This window comes from Streptomyces sp. NPDC059785, from assembly GCF_042732375.1.
Lineage (GTDB): Bacteria > Actinomycetota > Actinomycetes > Streptomycetales > Streptomycetaceae > Streptomyces.
On record NZ_JBHWHV010000023.1, the window covers coordinates 20,819 to 39,491 of the forward strand.

The following is an 18,673-nucleotide window of genomic DNA, read 5'->3' on the forward strand; positions in this document are numbered from 1 at the left end:
CCGTACAGGTGTCCGGCCATCGGCGTACCCGGTCCGGGCTTCAGGCCACGTATGCCGGTGAAGCGGCCGTCACCGGAAGGGAGTCGACGAACAGCGCGCCCGCGAGGAGTCCTCCGCTGCCGCGCGGGCTCCACGCGCGCGTGCGCAGGTCGTCGTCGAAGACGCGCAGGGCCTCCCGGCCCGCCGGTACGGCGGTGCCGCCCGCGTCGAGGACTCCGCGGGCGCCCGCCTGGACGTGGCGCAGCCCGTGCGGCCCCGCCGTGTAGAGCAGCTCGGTGTCCGAGAGGGTGGACATGATGGTGAGCAGCGCGTCGAGCCGGGCCCAGGGCTCGGCGGTCCCCGCGCGGCGGGCCGTATGAAGCGCTTCAAGACCCCGTCGTACATGGGGGAAGCCGGCCCGTGCCTCGCCCCGTGCGCCGGCGGCCCCGAACTTCGCCGAGACCGTCGACCCGCGGGAGGCGCGCAGCGGCGCTCCGCGCTCGGCGTGCGCGGTGATCCGCTTGGCCGTCGCGACCACCTCGGTGCCGCGGGCCCGGGGTTCCAGGGCCGCGGCCGCGACCAGGAAGCCCAGGGCCCACAGGGCGCCGCGGTGGCCGCCGCCCGCGAGGCCCACCGAGTGCTCGGTGGAGCGGCCTATCGCGCCGAGTTCGGCGCGCAGCCCGGGGGTGGGTTCCCCGGTGCGCCGGGCGGCCGCCGCCATGGCCGCGAGGCCGGGTGCCAGCGCCTTGGCCGACCAGCGCAGGGAACACAGGTCCCGGCGGGTGGCGCGGGCGCCGAGGTCGCGCGGATCGGGCAGCCCGGGCTTGGGCGCCAGCTCCAGCTGACCGGTCAGCGCGGCCACTGCGGCCCGCGCCAGTGTCTGGTCCTCGCGGTCGTCCTCGCGGCGGCTCATGCGCGTACCTTACGAGGACGCGGAGGCCGACGGGGAGGTGCTGGAGCCGGGGCTTCCGCTCGGGGGCGTGCCCGTCGGGGCGTCGCTCGGGGGCGTACCGCCGTCGCCGCTGCCCGCGCCCGTGCTCTCGGCGTCCGGGTCGATGCCGAGGACGATGGAGCCCTTGTACCCCTTGGCCGGGTTGCCCTTGTGGACCGCCTTCAGGGTGAGCAGACCGCTGGCGGCGCCCCCGTCGTCGTACACCATGTCGTCGGCGAGCTCGGTGTAGTCGCCGGTGTGCTTCGAGTACGGCTCCAGCTCGAAGATCTCCTGGGCGATGTCGTCGTCGAAGAAGAGCTGGCCGGTGAAGTTGATCTTCCCGCCCTCGTAGGTGCCGTCGGCTTTCTGGCCGCCGGTGTGCACCCTGACGTGGATGTGGCAGGTCCGGGGCGTGTACCAGCCCGGGAAGATCGTCTCGAACTTGACGACCCCGTTGGCGTTGGCGATCTGGTAGCCGCGCAGGTACGTCTTGTCGTCGGCGGTGGAGCCGTCCTCGCTCTCGGCGGGCGCGGAGCCGCCGGGGTTGGCGGTGGTGTAGCCGGAGTAGTAGCCCCAGGCGTCGCAGTGCCAGATCTCGACGGCCGCGCCGGCCACCGGATCGCAGGAGTCGGTGGTGTCCTGGACGGTGATGCGCAGGGTCAGCGGGACGCCGTCCTTGCCCTCGGTGATGTCCTTCCGCACCAGGGCGCCGTCGAGGTAGTAGGGCCCCTCGGTCACGCTGGACATCAGCACGCACTGGCCACCGGACGAGGTGGAACTCGCCGACGCGGAGGCGGCGGCCGCCTGCGCGGTGGTCGTCTCGCCGGCGTTCGCGGCCTGGTAACCGGCGAAGGCCAGTCCGCCGGCCGCCACGGTCCCGCCGCTGACCACGAGGGCGCGGCGGCGGGAGATGGAAGAGTCTTTGTGGTTCCCAGTCATGCTGGCGAAGTTAGGAACGGCACCCGTCAGTAACTTCGGGTAGCGCTGTGAGTGAGCCAAGAATCCTGAGCTTCCTGAAGTCGGCGCGATTCCAACTCGTCCCGAAGGGCGCGGAAACACAAGAATCGTCCCCGCAGGGCCGGCGGCGCCGGAAACCAACCGGCCGACCGGCCGCGCGCCGCGCCGTGAACCGCCGGGCGCCTCCCCTCTCCACCGCTCAGGGGCGGAACCGCCGGCAACCGGGCGGCGTCCACGGCAACAAGCACGCTCCCTCCGCCCACGCTCGTCACCGAGCGTCACGACCCACCGGCTCGCAGGGCCGGTGGAAAGCCGGGGCTGGAGGGCACACACCGCCGGGCACACCTCCCGGGCGGAGGCGTGCCCGAGCGGCGCCGATGCTCCTCGGACCGCCCGCGCCTGCTGCGACAGACGGAGCGAAAACCGTTCATTCGCAGTACCCACGGCCCGCACAGACAGATGAAATTCTGCCCAAGGGGGTAACGAGTTGGCAAAGGACGTCTGGTACCCGGATCCCTGAACGCTTCCCTTGACCTGCACTCTTGAGATGGCTCATCCGAGTGGTCCCGATTCCGGCGTCGGCGGGGCGCATCAGCCCCTGCCCGCCTGCTGTGACGACGTTCACGTTTAGCGAGCTACTTGCGCGCTACGCTGCTCGTGATCAGTGGCCGACGGGACACTCGACGATGCGCGCGTCGGCTGTGACAAGTCGTTCGGTAGCTCCATGTGCGGGTTCAGCCGGTCAGTGTTCAAGTTGAGATGCAAGCCCTTTCCCGTCACAGTGCGTGCGCACAGATAGCTGAGGTCCGAATGAACGCATCCCACGACGCCGCGGCCATGGAACCGGTCAAGGCAGAGGCTCTGCTCGGTCCGGAGCGGGTGTCCCTGGTCTCACTGGCCGCCCAGCGCGGTGAGGCGTCGTCGCCCGCACTGACCCGTGTCATCTCGAACGGCGCCGAGCGACGGGGGCCGGGCAAGGTGGCGGTCGCCGCCTTCAACTCCTCCGTCTGATCCGGGACCGTCAACACCCACATGACACACATGGGCCGGCCACCGAACCCGTTACGGCAGTTCGTGGTCAAGATGCACAGTCGCTGCGACTTGGCCTGCGACCACTGCTATGTGTTCGAGCACGCCGACCAGAGCTGGCGCGGTCGGCCCATGGTGGTGTCCGAGACGGTTCTGCGAAAGACCGCGCGGCGGATCGCCGAACACGCCGCCGCCCACGCGCTGGACACGGTCCACGTGGTCCTGCACGGCGGTGAACCCCTGCTCGCCGGCCGGGCCCGGATCCGTGCGGCGGCCGAGGAACTGAACCGCGCGTTAGCCGGCGTGTGCGACCTCGACTTACGCATCCACACCAACGCGGTCACCCTCGACGAGCGCTTCTGCGACCTGTTCGACCAGTACGGCATCAAGGTCGGCGTCTCGCTGGACGGTGACAAGGCCGCCAACGACCTCCACCGCCGTTACCGCGACGGCCGAAGCAGCCACGACAGAGTGCTGCGCGGCATCTCGCTGCTCAACGAACCCCGCTACCGCCACCTCTACGCGGGGATCCTCTGCACCATCGATGTGCGCAACGACCCGGTCGCCGTCTACGACGCGCTCGCCGAACTAACGCCACCCCGGGTGGACTTCCTCCTTCCGCACGCCACCTGGGACGAGTTGCCGCCACGCCCCGCGGACGACGTCGACGGCACGGCCTACGCACGCTGGCTGCTGACGGTCTACGACCGCTGGACGGCGCACGGCCGCCCCATGGACGTACGGATCTTCGACTCCGTACTGAGGACCCTGCGCGGTGGCGACAGCCTGACCGAGTCGCTGGGGCTGGCCCCCGCCGACCTCGCCGTGATCGAGACCGACGGGACGTTCGAACAGGCGGACTCGCTCAAGACGGCCTACGACGGCGCCCCCGCCACCGGCATGGACGTCTTCTCCCACTCGCTCGACGAAGTGGCCGCCCACCCTGGCATCGCGGTCCGGCAGGAAGGGCTCGACTCGCTGAGCGACGAGTGCCGCGCGTGTCCGGTCGTCGCCTCCTGCGGCGGCGGGCTCTACGCACACCGGTACCGGACCGGCAGCGGCTTCGACAACCCGTCCGCGTACTGCTCCGATCTCAAGCGCCTCATCACCGACATCCAGGACCGTGACATGTCCGATCAGCTCTCCCGGCGCCCGCTCACCGACGACCAGCTCGGCGAGATCGCGTCCGGTACCGGCTCCGCCACCACCGTGGAACTGCTGGCCCGCCACCAGCTCGCCGTCAACCGCGAACTCCTGGCCGCGGTCTGGCGCGACACCCCGCGCACCGCACCGGGCGAGGCCGCCTGGCAGACCCTCACCACGCTGGACACGGGCGCCCAGGAATCGGTGGACGCGGTACTGGCGCACCCCTACGTCCGCCCGTGGGCCCTGCGGTCCCTCCAGGGCGACGAGGACGCTCCCGCGACGGCCGTGCGGGGCCTGGCCGAGATGGCCGCGGCGGCCGCGGTGCGCGCCGGACACGCGGGCACGGTCACCGTGCCGGTCCACGACGGGCTGCTGCGGCTGCCGACGCTGGGCGCGCTCACGGCCCGCGGCGGCACGGCCGAGGTCCAGGTCTCCGGTGACGGCTTCACGGTGGCCGAAACCGGCGGGCGCCCGCGCCCCGTGGCCGCCAAGAACTCCGACGACGCGGCCTGGCGCGGACGGTGGGCCTTCGAGTTCGACGGCTGGGCCGTCGCCCTGGAGGACACCGACCCCTGGCGGGACTGCCACGACCATCCGGTGCACCGGCGGCTCGGCGAGGACGAGGCGGAGATCTGGCGCGCCGACCTGGCCGCCGCCTGGCGGTGGATCCGCCGCGAACTGCCGGCGTACGCGCCCGGCATCGCCTCGGGGCTGCGGGTCGTCACCCCGCTGCTGCCGGTCGAGGGGTCCGACGTCAGCTCGGCCGCGCGGGACGCCTTCGGTGCCGTGGCCATCGCCCGGCCCGCCGCCCCGGAGCTGCTGGCGCTGCTCCTCGTGCACGAGTTCCAGCACGTGAAGCTCGGTGCCGTACTCGATCTCGTGGACCTCTACGACCCGACGTGCGACGAGCTCTTCTACGCACCGTGGCGGCCCGATCCCCGGCCGCTGGAAGGGCTGCTCCAGGGGACGTACGCCCATCTCGCGGTGATCGAGTTCTGGCGCGCGCGGTGGCGGAGCACCACCGGTGACCAGGCACGGAAGGCCGCGGAGCAGTTCTCCCGGTGGCGTGAGGAGACGGCCGAGGCGGTCGGGACGCTGGCGTCCTGCGGCGCACTCACGCCCCTCGGCGAGCGCTTCGTCGAGGGCATGCACGCCACCGTGCGAAGGCTGCTGGCGGACGACGTCGACGCGGAGATTGAGCAGGCCGCCCGGCGGGCAGCCCAGGAACACCGGGCCGCTTGGGCTGCTCGGTGACCTGTGCCTCGGACGGCCGGGGCCGTCCGCCCGCGGTCGCCGGGCGGCGCCACCCGGCCGCCGCGCCGCGCATCGCGTTCCGGTTACCGGACGAGGCACCCAGGTCCTGATCAAGCCGGAGTTGTCCGTCCTGTTCCGAACGGGACTTGTGGCTTCCTACACTGGGGCTCCAGTCACGGGATGTCGGGGGGTGCATACGTGCGAGTTGACTCGGGCAGGGCCAGAGGGGGAAACCCGTACTTCTTCCTCAGCTACGCGCACACCCCGAAGCACGACTCGGGCGACACCGATCCCGACGCATGGGTGAAGAAGCTCTACGACGGTCTGTGCCAGCACATACTGCAGATGACCGATCTGCCGCGGGGGACCAAGGCCGGCTTCCTGGACCAGGGCATGGCGGTGGGCACCCGGTGGACCGACGAACTGTCCGACAACCTCGCCCGGTGCAAGGTGTTCGTGCCCCTGTACTCGCCGCGCTACTTCATCAGCGAGCAGTGCGGCCGGGAGTGGTGGGCCTTCTCGCAGCGGCAGATCAACCAGCGCGTGCGCAGCGCGACGTCGTGGAGCAGCGCGATCATCCCCGCGTTATGGGTGCCCGTGGAACCCGTCCAGATGCCCCAGGTCGCCGCTGAACTCCAGTTCAACCACGCGGACTTCGGCCGGGACTACGCGGACGAGGGCTTCTACGGGCTGACCAAACTGCGCTACCTCCAGGACGAGTACGAGCGGGCCGTGTACCGGCTGGCCCAGCGGATCGTGCGGGTGGCCAAGGAGACCGAGCTGGACGAGGGGCAGGTCTACAAGGACTACGAGTCGCTGCCCAGCGCCTTCGGATCGTCCGTGCACCCGCCGGAGTTCTACATCTCGGTGCTGGCCTGCACCCGCTCGTCCCTGCCGCAGGGATGCAAACCGCACTACTACGGGGACGTGCCGCGGGACTGGAACCCCTACTATCCCGAATCGGCGCAGCCCCTCGGCGACCACGCGGCCGACCTGGTGCGCGCCATGGACTACAAGGTGAAGGTCGGCAACTTCGCGTACGACGCCGACCGCATTCTCCGTCCGGGGCCGCCCGAGTCCCCCGGTCTGCTCCTGCTGGACCGGTGGGTGCTGGGTTCGTCCCAGGGCAGGGACTTCATGGACCGGCTCACCGGGGACAAGCGGCCCTGGATCAGCGTCATGATGCCGCCGAACAACGACGACTCCTTGGCCGTCGACAAGGAGAAACGGCTCAAATCGCTCACCGACCGGATCCTGGCCGCCCGGATGGTGGAGGGCGCCGGCCACCGTTCGCCCCAGGGGGGCCTGCGCACCCTGGACTCCTTCGGCAGCGAACTGCACGAAGCCGTCCAGCAGGCCGTCTCCTACTACGAGGAACATGCGAGGACCTATCCGCCGAAGGGACCGCCGACCCGGCCCCCGCGGCTCAGGGGACCCAGCGATCTCGGCTAGTCCCCTGGCACCACCGGCACCACCGAACGACCGAAGGGCGAGGGCAGAGCACAGCCGAGAGGGCGGAGGGCAGGCGCATGTCGGAGAAGGACCGCAAAGGCACCGTAATCACGTTCTACTCGTACAAGGGCGGCACCGGGCGGACCATGGCGCTCGCCAACGTGGCCTGGATCCTGGCCGCGAACGGCCATCGCGTCCTGGCCGTCGACTGGGACCTGGAAGCTCCCGGCCTGCACAAGTTCTTCCACCCTTTCCTCAACCCTTCCTTGCTGCGGGCCACTCCCGGACTGGTCAACCTGATAGACGACTACCGCCGTGAGGCGCTGCGCGACCTGCCCAACCGGGCCTCCGACTGGCACCGCAGCTACGCCCGGGTCAGGCCGCACGCGCTCTCCCTTGACTGGGCCTTCCCGGGCGGCGGCAGCCTGGACTTCCTTTCGGCGGGCAAGAGGCACCGCGACTACCCCATCGTCGGCAACATGGACTGGGACCACTTCTACGCCAGCTACGGCGGCGGTCAGTTCTTCGATGCGATGCGTGCCGACATGCAGCGTTCCTACGACTACACACTGATCGACAGCCGTACGGGGCTCAGCGACCTCGCGGACATCTGCACCGTGCAGATGCCGCACACCCTGGTCGTCTGCTACACCCTCAGCGACCAGAGCATCGAGGGCGCCGCCGCCGTCGCCCAGGACATCCGCGAGCGGTACGGGGACAAGGGCATCCGCATCCTGCCCGTCGCCATGCGCATCGACCTCGGCGAGAAGGACAAGCTGGACGCCGGACGCGCCCTGGCCAGGGAGCGCTTCTCCGGGCTCCCGGCCGGTCTGAACACCGACCAGCTGGCCGACTACTGGGCGGCCATGGAGATCCTCTACCAGCCCTATTACGCCTACGAGGAGATCCTCGCCGCCTTCGGCGACCCGCCGAAGACCGCCAACTCGATGCTGAGCGCGTGCGAGCGGCTCACCTCCGTCATCACCGAGGAGCGGGTCGGCAAGCTGCCGGCGATCAGCGAGGCGAAGCGGGCCCAGTACAAGTCCGCGTACACCCGGCGCCGGCCCGTGCCGCTGTCGCAGCTCATGCTGTACCACGTCTCGGAGGACCGGATGTGGGTGGACTGGCTGGAGTCGGTGCTGCGCGGCGCCGGATTCGACGTGGTGCCGAAGAACGTCCAGTCGATGTCCACCACCGAGATCGGCGCGGACGCCCTGCCCGGTGCCACGCACCGTGTGCTCGCCGTGCTCTCGCCGAGCTTCGTGGACTACCGCCGCGCGCGGGTGGCGTGGGACGCGGCCGTGCACTCCGGCGGTTCGGAGAAGCGGCAGCAGCCGGTGGCGATCCGGGTGGACGACGTCCAGCTCAGCCTGCCGTACGCCAGCCGGGGCGTCATCGACCTCAAGGGCCTGGACGAGACGCAGGCCTACGGCGCGTTGCTCTCCGGACTCGACCGCTCGGACGCCGTCTCCACCCTGTCCCCCAGCTCACGCGGGCTGCGCTTCCCGAGCATGGGCCGGCGGATCACCAACATCCCCACCCGCTACCGCTGGTTCACCGGCCGCTCCTCCCTCCTGGACCGGCTGCGCGAACAGCTCGCCACCGGGCGCCCCGGCCAGCGCATGCCGCAGGTCCTGCACGGTCTCGGCGGCGTGGGCAAGACCCAGCTGGCGCGCGAGTACGCCCACCGGTTCATGGCGGACTACGACGTGGTGTGGTGGGTCGACGCCGAGCAGCCCGAACTGGTGCCGCCGAAACTCGCGGCACTCGCCCAGCAGCTCGGCGTGGGCGCCGGCGACGTCGGGGAGGCGGTCGAGGCCGCCGTCCAGGCGCTCCGGGACGGACAGCCGTACGACAGGTGGTTGCTGATCTTCGACAACGTCGAGGACCTGGACAGGGCGCTGGACCTGTTCCCGGAGCAGACCGCGCCGGTCCGCGACGACATCTACGGCCATCTGCTGGTCACCACGCGGGCCCGGCCCACCTCGCCGCGCGTGCAGGCGATGGAGGTGGAGGTCTTCACCCGCGAGGAGAGCGTGGAGCACCTCTGCCGCCGGGTGCCCGGTCTGAACGAGCAGGACGCGGACCGGGTGGCCGACGCCGTGGGAGACCTGCCGCTGGCCCTCGAGGTCGCGGCCGCCTGGCTGGAGGCGACGGCCACCCCGGTCGAGGACTACATCGACCAGCTGCACGAGCAGTCCACGCGGGTGCTGTCCGTGAAGGAGGCGGTCGAGGCGGTCGAGTACCCCTCGTCCGTCGGCGCCACCTGGAACATCTCCATCAACCGGCTGCTCCAGGAATCACCGGCCGCGGCCCGTCTGCTGGAACTGTGCAGCTTCTTCGCCGCCGAGCCCATCTCCATGAGCCTGATCGGCAGCGACGCGATGATCAGGGCCCTGCTGCCGTACGACAAGGATCTGCGCGCCCGCTACATGCTCGGCCGGGTCACCCAGGCCCTGAACCGGTTCGCGCTGGCCAAGGTCGACTCGACCGACAACTCGGTCCAGGTGCACCGCCTGGTGCAGGCCGCGGTGCGCGAGGGCATGAGCGCGGAGCGGAACGACGACACGGTCCACGAGGTGCACCGCATCCTCGCCATGGCCCGGCCGCCCGAGGGCGCCGTCGACGACCCCGCCCAGTGGTCCGGGTTCGAGGTGATCTGGCCGCACCTGACTCCGTCGAACATCCGGGAGTGCTCGGAGGAGGAACCGCGCCAGCTCATGGTCGACCGCGTCCGCTACCTGTGGAAGCGCGGCGAACTGCACGCGGCACGGACGCTGGCCACCCAGCTCGACAAGTTCTGGACCACCGAGTTCTCGGACGCCACCGACGAACAGATCCTCAACCTCCGCTTCGAGCTGGCCAACGTGCTGCGCTCGCAGGGCCAGCACCAGGCCGCCCGCGACCTGGACGAGAAGACCCTCACCAGCCAGCGCGAACTGCTCGGCGACAACCACCCCACCATCCTCATCACCTCCGGCAGCCTCGCCGCCGACCTCAGGGCACTGGGCCACTTCAAGGATTCCCTGGAGCTGGACCAGCGCATCTACCGCGGGTTCCGCGAGATATTCGGCGAGGACCACCCGCGTACGCTGTCCGCCGCCAACAACCTGGGCATCGACTACCGGCTGGCCGGCGACAGCGAGGCCGCGCGCCAGCTCGACGACGACACGGTCCGCCGCCGTACCGCGCTGCTGGGGCCGCTGCACCCGTACACCCTGATCACCAAGGGCCACCACGCGCGGGACCTGCGGGAGCTGGGCGACTTCAAGGGCTCGGCGGAGATCCTGCGCGAGGTGCGCAGGAGCTTCGAGCAGGTGCTGAACCCCGACGTCCCCGAGGTGCTCCGGGCCGACAAGAGCCTCGCGGTCTCCCTGCGCAAGGCCGGCCACACCGCCGAGGCGCTGCGCATCACCGAGGAGGCGTGGGAGACGTACGCGCGCTACCGCGACCGCTACGGCAGCACCATTCCGGAGGCCCTGGCCTGCGGGCTCAACCTGGCGGCCGACTACTTCGCCACCGACCCCGACGGCGGGGCCACGCGGGCGGTGCAGTTGGTCGAGCAGATGCTCGAGGGCTACCAGAACTCCTTTGGCGCCGAGCACCCGTTCACCATGCTCTGCCTCAACAACCTGTCCATCTACCAGCGGGCCGTCGGGGAGCCCGAGAAGGCCGCCGAACAGGCCGAGCTGGCCCGGTCCACCCTGGCCTCGCGACTCGGCGACGACCATCCCTCGGTCCTGTGCGCCGGGCTGAACCTGGCGAACGCTCAGGCCGATCTCGGCCTGAACGATCTCGCCGAACGCTGGGAACAGCTCGCTCTCGACGGCCTGGGACAGCGCTTCGGCTCGGAGCACCCCGACGTGCTCATCGCCATGGGCAACCTGTCGATCTCGCTGCGCGGGCTGGCACGGCACGAGGAGGCCATGCGGTTCCACGAGGCGGCGGAGTCGGCCCTCGGCCAGCTCCTGGGCGACGCGCACCCGGTCACCGAGTCGATCCGGGAATGGCGACGGGTGAGCCGTGACCTGGAGCCGCAGCAGATCTGAGCCGGACCGCGGGACGGTCCGCGGACGCGGTATGGGCGGTACGGGCGGTACGGGCCCCGGTGGACGGGGCCCGTACCGCTGCCGCCGCTACTCCGCGCTCACCGCCCAGCGCATCATCCGCGTCATCACCCGCAGCGCGCCGAAGTGGGCTGCGCCGGCCTCCACTTCGACGCTGGCACCGGGGATGTGCTGAGCCAGCCACCGGGTGTGCTGGACGGGTGCGAACACGTCGTCCTCGCCGTGCCAGAGCAGTACGGGCGACTCGATGCTCTCCGGGGCGAAGCCCCACGTGGTGCTGAACGCCATGACGTCGTCGACCCAGCCGTCCGCCGAGTCCCGCAGCCCCTCGGCGAAGTTGCGCTCCAGCATGTCCTGGATCCCCGCGTCCGCCACGATCCAGCGGTCCGACTCGGGCAGTTCGTCGCGCATCTCGGCGATGGACGCGGCCGGGTTCGCGACGATGGACACCGAGCGGCGCCCGAGTCTCGCCGTCACCAGCGTGCGGCTGAGCCCCGCGCTCGTGTACTCCCGTACGTTCGACTCGGTCATCCCCTCGAACCAGTCGAGCCCGGCGGCGTCCCGGGGCGCCAGGCTGACCAGGGCGGCCGTCCGCGTCACACGGCCCGGCAGCAGTGCGGCGCAGGCCAGCGCGTGCGGCGCGCCCCCGGAGCGGCCGACCACTCCGAAGTGGCCGAGCCCCAGGGCGTCGGCGATGTCCGCGACGTCGCCCGCCGCGTCGCTGACCATGCGTCCCGGGTTGCGGTCGGAGTCTCCGTAGCCCGGACGGTCGAAGGTGATCAGACGGATGCCCATCCGGTACAGCACGGACGGGCGCGGAACGAAGCCCAGCCTGCTGCCCGGGGTGCCGTGCAGCAGGAACACCGGCCTGCCGGCCATGTCTCCGCGCTGCTCCACGGCCAGACGACGGCGGTCCCCGGTCCACACCCATCGGTGCATGGCGCTCCCCTTGTCCTGATCCAGCTGTCTTGTCGTCCAGTGGGCTCGCTCGGCTGCCGGCGGCACCTCAGCCGCCCCTGCGGGCATGCGGCAGGGGCCGGGTGTGCCGTGCTGAGGGGAGCGGCCGCAGCGGGTGCGGGCGCCGACGGCCGCGCGGGGCGGAGGCGGCGGCGCCGGGTAGGGCGGACGGGACAGCGGACGGGACAGCGGTGGTCTCACGGACACGTTCCGGGCACGTGGCAGTGGTGGTTCCACGGACACGTTCCGGGCACGTGGCAGTGGTGCTTCCACGGACACGTGCGGGACACGTGGCAGTGGTGCTTCCACGGACGCGTGCCGGGGCGGCGGGTGTCCGTGTCCCGGTGCCGGTCGGCCGTGCGGTGGTCGATGTGACCGTCCCCGTGGGTGCGGTCCCCCGCGGCGGCGGCCGGAGCCGCCTCACAGGCAGCCGCCCGCGCTGTTCGACAAGTCCCCCATCCGGCCAGTATGCAGGCGGAGCGGCACCCGGCCCAGACCGCGTCCGGTGTCTCTTGCGCCCGCGGAGGCGTCGCCGGTGCGCCGGAGTGCTACACCGTCACCAGCGGTGAATCGTCCCGCCACTTGAGGATCTTGTCGAAGCTGACCACCGCGCCGCCCCGGCCGGGCTTGTTGCCGATGTGGACGTGGTCGGCCAGTTCGCGGATGAGGCCCAGGCCGCGGCCGTTCTCGTCGTCGCTGCGGGCGACGCGGGTCAGCGGCCAGTGCGCGTGCCTGCCCGGGCGGTCGGGTCCGGGAGGGTGCGGCGCGGCGGCCGGGAAGCCCGGCCCCGAATCGGTCACCTCGATACGGCACGTCTCGCCGTCCAGATACGCCGTGACCCGGTACGCCTCGGCGGGGCCGTGGGTCAGCGTGTCCCCGCCGTTGTCCCCGCCGTGCTCGACGGCGTTGGCACAGGCTTCGCTGAGGGCGAGCGAGAGGTCGTAGCTGACGTCCGGGTCGACCCCCGCCGTCTCCATCGTGCCGAGCAGAAGGCGGCGGGCGAGCGGCACGCTCGCGGCCTCGCGCCGCAGATGGAGTGACCACCAGATGCTCATGCTCCAGCCTCCCGGCCGCGGCTCGACATACCGATACGTATTGCCCTCTTGCCCCGTGCGCAATTGCCCACAGCGAGTGATGCCCCCCATATGGCGGATGTGCGGACGCCCAGATCGGTGTATGTGCGGACACTGGAAATCGGCATATGCACCGTCAGCCCCTCCCGAAGCGGCACATTCCGTCCCGTACGCCATCTTGCGGACCTGCCGTACGGGGCGGATACGGCCAGTGCGATGATGAGGCCGCCATGTCTGCCCCCCACGTGCGCGCGGCGCGCTCCGGAAGCGATCTCCGGATTCTCAGGGCCACGGTGTTCGCCGCGGTCTGCGTCGTGCTGGCCGCGGCAGGTCACGGCTTCGCCTCCCGCGACATGGTTCCGCTGTGGACGACGACCGTCGGCTTTCTCGCGGTGTTCGCCGTCGCGGCACCGCTGGCGGGGCGCGAGCGGTCGCTGCCGGGCATCGCCGCGCTGCTCGCACTGGGCCAGACCGCGCTGCACACGCTCTTCGGGCTCGGGCAGCACGGCACGTCTGCGGCGTCCTCCATGGCAGCGTCCATGGGCTCGTCGCTGAGTGCTTCCACGGGTGCCCCCGCGGGGGCTTCCACGGGTACGTCCACGGGCGTGTCCTCCGTGACGGCTGTCGTGGCCGGGCACGCGTCCGACGCCGCGCTCGTCGAGCGCGCCGCACGGCTGGTGTGCGGCAGTTCCATGGCGGCCATCAGCCCCGAGCAGGCCCAGCGGATCCTCAGCGACGCGCGGCTGGACACCGGCCACACGGCCGCCATGCACCACTCGGCGGACGCGATGTCGGCCGCCGCCGGCTCGTCGATGTCCGTACTGCCTTCGCTGCCCATGCTGCTCGTCCACGTGCTCGCCGCGGTGGCCGCCGGCTGGGTGCTGCGCCGCGGTGATCTGGCGGTCGTGCGGCTGACCCGGCTCTCCGCCGAGGGCGTGGCGGAGGCCGCCCTCGTCCGTGCGCTGCGCGCGGCGCTCGCGCTGGTACGCGCCCTGCGGGCGGGCCTGCCCGGCTCCACGGGCCCGGTGCCCCGGCGGCCGCGCACCGCGCCGCCGCCCCCGGCCGCGCCGCGGACCGCGGCGCTCCAGCACTCGGTGATCAGGCGCGGCCCGCCGCCCGGCACGCTCGCTCTCGCCGCCTGACACGACGCACCGCTCCACCAGGAGAAGGACTCCGCCCGGAGGGGATGCCGTCGTGCGGCACGCGCGCGTGCCCGTGGTCTCCAGCCCCACCCCCCGGGAGTGCTGTTTCGGCGCCTTCCGCAACGGGACCGGGCTGCGGCACCTCTTCGCACGTGCGTCCCCCTCCTTATCGGATCACCACTCACTGCGGAGTGTTCTCTGTCATGAAGGCTTTCCGTACCGCCGCCGCCGGCACCGTCGCCGCCTCGGCCGTCGTCGTCCTGTCCACCCCCGCCTTCGCGCACGTCAGTGTGCAACCGGAGGGCGAGGCCGCCAAGGGCGGTTATGCGACGATCGACTTCAAGGTGCCGAACGAGCGCGACAACGCCTCGACGAACAAGCTCGAGGTGAACTTCCCGACCGACCACCCGCTCGCCTCCGTGTCGGCGCAGCCCGTGGACGGCTGGACCATCAAGATCACCAAGTCCAAGCTGGCCAAGCCGCTCGAGGTGCACGGCGAGAAGATCTCCGAGGCCGTCTCCAAGGTCACCTGGACGGCCACCGGCAAGGGCATCGAGCCCGGCTTCTTCCAGAAGTTCCCGCTCTCCGTCGGCCAGCTCCCCGAGGACGCCGACGAACTCGTCTTCAAGGCGATCCAGACGTACGACAACAAGGAGGTCGTGCGCTGGATCGAGCCGCAGGAGGAGGGCCAGGAGGAGCCCGAGAACCCGGCACCGGTCCTCGAACTGACCGCCGCCTCCGACGAGGACGGCCACCACGGCTCCGCCGCCGCGGACTCCGACTCCGCCTCCGACGACTCCGCCAAGGACTCCACCACGGCTGCCGCCGCCACCGACGGCGGCGACAGCAGCGACACCACGGCGCGTGTGCTCGGCGTCGTCGGCATCGTCGTCGGTCTGGCGGGCGTGGCCTACGGCGTCCTGGCCGGCCGTCGGCGTACCAACGCCTGAGAACCACCGGCTGCCGGGCGCGCCCGGGGTCGTACGACGTCACCGCCCGGTGCGGTGTGCGACCCTGGCGCGCTCCGGTGCCTTCACATCTGGATATCTGGGACATTTCTCTATGCGCAAGAAGACATTCGCCGCGGCCGCCCTGCTCACCGTCGCGGCACTGACCCTCTCCGCCTGCGGCAGCGGCGGCGACGGGGACAAGCCGGTGGCCGAGGTGTCCGCCGAGGCCGGCAGCGACAAGGCCGCCACGGTCCTCGACCAGCCCTTCGAGAAGCCCGACCTGTTGCTCACCGACACCCAGGGCGAGAAGTACGACCTGCGGGCCGAGACCAAGGGCCGTCCGACGCTGATCTACTTCGGCTACACGCACTGCCCCGACGTCTGCCCGCTGACCATGAACAACCTGGCCGTCGCCAAGAAGCAGCTCTCCAAGGCGGAGCAGGACAAGCTCCGCATCGTGTTCGTCACCACCGACCCGGACCGGGACACCCCCGCCGCGCTGGGCAAGTGGCTCAAGGGCATCGACAAGGACGTCATCGGTCTGACCGGCGACTTCTCCACCATCCAGGCCGGCGCCCGCACCCTCGGTATCTCCATCGAACCGTCCACGAAGGACAAGGACGGCAAGATCGTCTCCGTGCACGGCACCCAGGTCATCGCGTTCTCGCCGAAGACCGACGGCGGCTATGTGCTCTACGGCGAGGACGCCACGGTCGACGACTACACCAAGGACCTGCCGAAGCTGGTCAAGGGGGAGAACCCGTGAGCCGGCCCGCCCGGCCCGCCGGGCGCTTCCCGTCCGCCCGGCGCGCCGCGGCCGCCGCCGTGGTCACCGGGGCGGCGCTGGTCCTCACCGGCTGCGGCGGCTCCTCGTCGGCCTCGTCCTCGGGGCCCGACCTGAAGGTCACCGGCGCGTACATGCCCGCGCCGTCCGCCGGCACCATGGCGGCCGGCTTCTTCACCGTCGCCAACTCGGGCGACACCGCCGACAGCCTGACCTCAGTGACCAGCGGGCTCGCCGACGACATCACGCTGCACTCCACCGAGGGCGGTGCGATGACGGAGGAGAAGTCCTTCGCCGTGCCCGCGCACGGGACGCTGGAGCTGTCCAGCGGCGGCAACCACCTGATGTTCGAGAAGCTCGCCCACACGCCGGAACAGGGCGAGAAGGTGTCGGTGGAGCTGCACTTCGCCGAGACCGGCACGGTGAAGATCACCATGCCGGTGAAGTCCGCGACGTACAGCCCGAAGACCGGGCACTGAGGGAGGGCTCACCTTGACGCAGGCCATCACTCCCCGCGGGGGTCACCGTCACCGGGGCGACCTGGTCGGCGGGTCCCGGGGAAGCGGCTACGGGGTCGGCGGACGGGCCGTGCGCGGGCGGACGGCGGTGTCGCGGCTCCTCACCGTGCGCGTGCGGGTCGCGGTGCTGCTGCTTCTCGCCGTACGCGTGCGGACGGCGGCTTCGCGGCTCCTCGCCGTACGCGTGCGGACGGCGGCTTCGCGGCTCCTCGCCGTACGCGTGCGGACGGCGGCTTCGCGGCTCCTCGCCGTACGCGGGCGGACGGCGGTGCTACTGCTTCTCGCCGTGCTCGGCGCGCTGCTCGCCGGTGCCGGGCCGGCCGCCGCGCACGCGGCGCTGACCGGCAGCGACCCCCAGCAGGGAGTGGTGGTCGACAAGGCGCCCACCGACGTATCGCTGACCTTCTCCGAGAACGTCGCCATGTCCGACGACTCGCTGCGGGTCCTGGACCCGCAGGGCAAGCGGGTCGACACCGGCAAGAACTCCGCCGTGGGCGGCGCCACCTACCGCGTACCGCTCCACTCGGGGCTGCCCGACGGCACCTACACCGTCACCTACCAGGTCGTGTCGGCGGACAGCCACCCCGTCTCCGGTGCCTTCACCTTCTCCATCGGCGCACCCTCCGCGACCGCCGCCAGCGTGCCCGACCAGGCGGCCGGCGGCGGCTTCGTCGGCGGGCTCTACGGCTTCGCGCGCTACGTGTCGTACGCGGGCTTCATCCTGCTGGCCGGCGGCGCGGCCTTCGTGCTGGGCTGCTGGCAGCGGGGCGCGGGAGTACGGCCGGTGCAGCGGCTCGTGGTCGGCGGGTGGCTCGCGCTCACCGCGGCCACCCTCGCGCTGCTGTTCCTGCGCGGCGCGTACACCGGCTCGGGCAAGGCCGCAGACATCTTCGACCTGAGCCTGCTCGGACAGGTGCTCCAGACGAAGACCGGCGCGGCCCTGGTCTCGCGCCTGCTGCTGCTCGCGGCCGCCGCCCTGTTCATCTCGGTGCTCTTCGGCGCGTACGTGAAGCGTGACGGGGCGGTCGACGGGGTCCCGGGGGACGGGGCAGCGGAGGGCCGTCCCCCTGCGGACGGGGCTACGGCGGGCAGAGCAGCCGCGGACGGGGCAGCCGCGGACGGGGCCGTGAAGGCGGCGGGTGACGGCGACGGCGACAGCGGTGACGCCGCCGAGCTGGCCGCCGAGCGGCGGGACCTGACCTTCGGGCTCTCGATCGGCGGCATCGTCGTCGCGGCGGGCCTGGCCGCCTCCTGGTCGATGGCCGAGCACGCCTCGGTCGGCATCCAGCCCGGCATCGCGATGCCCGTCGACGTACTGCACCTGCTGGCCGTCGCCGCCTGGCTCGGCGGCCTGTGCACACTGCTCGTGGCGCTGTACCGGGCCCCCGCGGGACAGGCCGTCGAGGCCGCCGCCGTACGCCGCTTCTCGCGGGTCGCGTTCGGCAGCGTGGTCACGCTGGCGGTGACCGGGCTCTACCAGTCGTGGCGCCAGGTCGGCTCCTGGTCGGCGCTCACCGGCACCCGTTACGGGCAGCTCCTGCTGGTCAAGGTCGGTCTGGTGGTGCTGCTCGTCGGCATCGCCTACGTCTCCCGGCGCTGGACCGGCCGGCTGTCGGAGGCAGCGGCCGGCCGGACCGCCGAGAGCGTCACCGCGCCGGTGGACGGCAACGCCGGCGTGCGGGTGGACGGCAACATCACCGTGCCGGTGAAACAGCGGACGTCGAAGCCCCCGAAGAAGCGGGTGGCGAAGCTCGCGCAGCAGCGGGTGCCGGAGCCGGTGAAACAGCGGGTGGCTGAGCCGGTGAAGCAGCAGGTGGCGGAGAAGGAGCCCGCCGCCGTGTCCGCGGGTGCCGGTTCCGCGGATCCGCGCCGCGCCGCCCAACTGGCGCGGCAGCGGGCTGCCGTGGCCACCGCGCGCGAGAAACGCATCAGGGACGCCGACCCGCACCGCTCCGGGTTGCGCCGCTCGGTGCTCGCCGAGGCGGGCGTCGCCGTCGTCCTGCTCGCGGTGACCACCGTGCTGACGTCCACCGAACCCGGCCGGACGCAGGAGGAGGCGGCGGCCGCCACCGCGTCCGCGCCGCAGCGGTCCGGTCCGCTGTCCCTGACGGTCCCGTTCGACACGGGCGGCGAGGACGGGAAGGGCACCGTGCGGCTGAGCCTCGACCCGGCCCGCGTCGGCGGCAACGACCTGCACCTCTTCGTGGAACGGCCGAACGGCAAAGCCTTCGACGTGCCCGAGGTCAAGCTCGCCTTCACCCTCAAGGCCAAGGACCTCGGACCGCTGCCCGTACTGCCCGACCACATCGCCACGGGACACTGGACGGCGACCGGCGTGCAGATCCCCATGGCGGGCGACTGGAAGATCGCGGTGACCGTGCGGACCTCCGACATCGACCAGACGACCGTGACCAAGAACGCGAAGATCGGCTGA

The 18,673-nt window shown here is 71.7% G+C and carries 13 protein-coding genes; 9 read left to right on the plus strand and 4 right to left on the minus strand.

All coding sequences use genetic code 11. The annotated features are described in order from the left end of the window. Window positions 1-40 precede the first annotated feature (40 nt). Window positions 41-892 (minus strand): triphosphoribosyl-dephospho-CoA synthase, encoded by an 852-nt coding sequence (locus ACFV6E_RS18935; RefSeq protein WP_385462884.1) that lies wholly within the window; start codon window positions 890-892, stop codon window positions 41-43. 9 nt (window positions 893-901) lie between these two features. After that, window positions 902-1,849 (minus strand): intradiol ring-cleavage dioxygenase, encoded by a 948-nt coding sequence (locus ACFV6E_RS18940; RefSeq protein WP_385159948.1) that lies wholly within the window; start codon window positions 1,847-1,849, stop codon window positions 902-904. An 828-nt stretch (window positions 1,850-2,677) separates the two neighbouring features. On the opposite strand from ACFV6E_RS18940, the gene fxsA reads away from it, so the two are divergent. The 4 genes from fxsA (at window position 2,678) to fxsT (ending at window position 10,797) form a co-directional block, all read left to right on the plus strand. Beyond that, window positions 2,678-2,878, plus strand: coding sequence for an FxSxx-COOH cyclophane-containing RiPP peptide (gene fxsA / locus ACFV6E_RS18945; RefSeq protein ID WP_385159946.1), 201 nt, complete (start codon window positions 2,678-2,680; stop codon window positions 2,876-2,878). Window positions 2,879-2,899: 21 nt separating this feature from the next. Then, window positions 2,900-5,296, plus strand: a complete 2,397-nt coding sequence (locus ACFV6E_RS18950) for an FxsB family cyclophane-forming radical SAM/SPASM peptide maturase (protein WP_385462887.1) — start codon at window positions 2,900-2,902, stop codon at window positions 5,294-5,296. Between the two features lie 198 nt (window positions 5,297-5,494). Beyond that, a complete protein-coding gene (locus tag ACFV6E_RS18955; protein ID WP_385159942.1) occupies window positions 5,495-6,748 on the plus strand; it encodes a TIR-like protein FxsC in 1,254 nt (417 codons plus the stop codon). A 77-nt stretch (window positions 6,749-6,825) separates the two neighbouring features. Continuing rightward, a complete protein-coding gene (gene fxsT / locus ACFV6E_RS18960) occupies window positions 6,826-10,797 on the plus strand; it encodes an FxSxx-COOH system tetratricopeptide repeat protein (RefSeq protein ID WP_385462890.1) in 3,972 nt (1,323 codons plus the stop codon). An 87-nt stretch (window positions 10,798-10,884) separates the two neighbouring features. Here fxsT and ACFV6E_RS18965 read toward each other — a convergent pair whose 3' ends face one another. Both ACFV6E_RS18965 and ACFV6E_RS18970 read right to left on the minus strand, forming a co-directional pair. After that, complete coding sequence (locus tag ACFV6E_RS18965; protein ID WP_385159938.1) at window positions 10,885-11,754, minus strand: alpha/beta fold hydrolase; 870 nt, start codon at window positions 11,752-11,754, stop codon at window positions 10,885-10,887. Between the two features lie 566 nt (window positions 11,755-12,320). Beyond that, window positions 12,321-12,827 (minus strand): ATP-binding protein, encoded by a 507-nt coding sequence (locus ACFV6E_RS18970; RefSeq protein ID WP_385159936.1) that lies wholly within the window; start codon window positions 12,825-12,827, stop codon window positions 12,321-12,323. A gap of 248 nt (window positions 12,828-13,075) precedes the next feature. Between ACFV6E_RS18970 and ACFV6E_RS18975 the strand changes: the two genes are divergently transcribed. From ACFV6E_RS18975 to ACFV6E_RS18995, 5 genes are all read left to right on the plus strand, one after another. Beyond that, on the plus strand, window positions 13,076-13,987 hold the full coding sequence (locus tag ACFV6E_RS18975; protein ID WP_385462893.1) for a hypothetical protein: 912 nt from the start codon (window positions 13,076-13,078) through the stop codon (window positions 13,985-13,987). 203 nt (window positions 13,988-14,190) lie between these two features. After that, window positions 14,191-14,937, plus strand: a complete 747-nt coding sequence (locus ACFV6E_RS18980) for a YcnI family protein (RefSeq protein ID WP_385462895.1) — start codon at window positions 14,191-14,193, stop codon at window positions 14,935-14,937. 112 nt (window positions 14,938-15,049) lie between these two features. Then, the gene (locus ACFV6E_RS18985; RefSeq protein WP_385462898.1) at window positions 15,050-15,703 is read left to right on the plus strand and encodes an SCO family protein; all 654 of its coding nucleotides are present in this window, start codon (window positions 15,050-15,052) and stop codon (window positions 15,701-15,703) included. Beyond that, window positions 15,700-16,200: a copper chaperone PCu(A)C gene (locus tag ACFV6E_RS18990; RefSeq protein WP_385462901.1), complete on the plus strand. Its 501-nt coding sequence runs from the start codon at window positions 15,700-15,702 to the stop codon at window positions 16,198-16,200. The genes ACFV6E_RS18985 and ACFV6E_RS18990 overlap by 4 nt, the downstream gene beginning before the upstream one ends. Window positions 16,201-16,459: 259 nt before the next feature. After that, window positions 16,460-18,673: a copper resistance CopC/CopD family protein gene (locus ACFV6E_RS18995; protein ID WP_385462997.1), complete on the plus strand. Its 2,214-nt coding sequence runs from the start codon at window positions 16,460-16,462 to the stop codon at window positions 18,671-18,673.

Coding starts and splice junctions, on each gene's coding strand:
- ACFV6E_RS18965 (WP_385159938.1), bottom strand. CDS start 11,754: ATGCACCGATGGGTGTGGACCGGGGACCGCCGTCGTCTGGCCGTGGAG.
- ACFV6E_RS18935 (WP_385462884.1), bottom strand. CDS start 892: ATGAGCCGCCGCGAGGACGACCGCGAGGACCAGACACTGGCGCGGGCC.
- fxsT (WP_385462890.1), top strand. CDS start 6,826: ATGTCGGAGAAGGACCGCAAAGGCACCGTAATCACGTTCTACTCGTAC.
- ACFV6E_RS18950 (WP_385462887.1), top strand. CDS start 2,900: ATGACACACATGGGCCGGCCACCGAACCCGTTACGGCAGTTCGTGGTC.
- fxsA (WP_385159946.1), top strand. CDS start 2,678: ATGAACGCATCCCACGACGCCGCGGCCATGGAACCGGTCAAGGCAGAG.
- ACFV6E_RS18975 (WP_385462893.1), top strand. CDS start 13,076: ATGTCTGCCCCCCACGTGCGCGCGGCGCGCTCCGGAAGCGATCTCCGG.
- ACFV6E_RS18980 (WP_385462895.1), top strand. CDS start 14,191: ATGAAGGCTTTCCGTACCGCCGCCGCCGGCACCGTCGCCGCCTCGGCC.
- ACFV6E_RS18985 (WP_385462898.1), top strand. CDS start 15,050: ATGCGCAAGAAGACATTCGCCGCGGCCGCCCTGCTCACCGTCGCGGCA.
- ACFV6E_RS18940 (WP_385159948.1), bottom strand. CDS start 1,849: ATGACTGGGAACCACAAAGACTCTTCCATCTCCCGCCGCCGCGCCCTC.
- ACFV6E_RS18970 (WP_385159936.1), bottom strand. CDS start 12,827: ATGAGCATCTGGTGGTCACTCCATCTGCGGCGCGAGGCCGCGAGCGTG.